This window comes from Paraburkholderia metrosideri, assembly GCF_904848625.1.
In the GTDB taxonomy this organism is placed as follows: domain Bacteria; phylum Pseudomonadota; class Gammaproteobacteria; order Burkholderiales; family Burkholderiaceae; genus Paraburkholderia; species Paraburkholderia metrosideri.
This window is the reverse complement of record NZ_CAJHCP010000044.1, coordinates 1-698: the sequence shown is the minus strand read 5'-3', so window position 1 is coordinate 698 and position 698 is coordinate 1. Positions and strand designations below refer to the sequence as shown.

The window sequence follows — 698 nt, the reverse complement described above, 5'->3', positions numbered from 1 at the left end:
TGCTTCGCCACCAAACTTCTTGGTCAGAACCGTCGTGATCGCCGCCGTCAGCGTGGTCTTGCCGTGGTCGACGTGACCGATCGTGCCCACGTTCACGTGCGGCTTGGTCCGCTCAAACTTACCCTTGGCCATTTTCGACTCCTAAGAGGATTTTTCCGTACGTTGCGCCGGGCGCAAACAATCACCGAATACTTCTGGTGCCCATGGGCAGGATCGAACTGCCGACCTCTCCCTTACCAAGGGAGTGCTCTACCACTGAGCCACATGGGCGCTACTTCTGTGTTGCTGGAGCGGGTGAAGGGAATCGAACCCTCGTCGTAAGCTTGGAAGGCTTCTGCTCTACCATTGAGCTACACCCGCAGAACTCATGGATTCCCAACAACTGCTACAACTTGCATTCTGGTGGAGGAGGTTGGATTCGAACCAACGTAGGCGTAAGCCAACAGATTTACAGTCTGCCCCCTTTAGCCACTCGGGCACCCCTCCGCAGAGAACTGATGATTATGAGGGAACTACCGCTTGTTGTCAAGACTTGCTTGACCGTTCCGAATCATAGGCTCTCACTTATATAGTGATTGCAGTTCTGTCGTAAACGCAAAAACCCCACCTTGTTGGGGTGGGGTTTCTGGACATGCTGGGGAGCCTGACGATTACCTACTTTCACACGGGCAATCCGCACTATCATCGGCGTGGAGTCG

The 698-nt window shown here is 54.3% G+C and carries 1 protein-coding gene and 3 tRNA genes; all 4 read right to left on the bottom strand.

Annotated features, from left to right (window positions below; translation table 11 throughout):
• Nucleotides 1-132, bottom strand: a 132-nt coding sequence (locus tag LMG28727_RS33905) for a GTP-binding protein (RefSeq protein ID WP_236061810.1), incomplete at its 3' end; no start/stop codon positions are given.
• A 63-nt stretch (nucleotides 133-195) separates the two neighbouring features.
• Nucleotides 196-270, bottom strand: a tRNA-Thr gene (locus tag LMG28727_RS33900).
• A gap of 16 nt (nucleotides 271-286) precedes the next feature.
• A tRNA-Gly gene (locus LMG28727_RS33895) sits at nucleotides 287-360 on the bottom strand.
• Nucleotides 361-400: 40 nt separating this feature from the next.
• Nucleotides 401-486 (bottom strand) — tRNA-Tyr (locus LMG28727_RS33890).
• Between the last annotated feature and the right edge of the window lie 212 nt (nucleotides 487-698).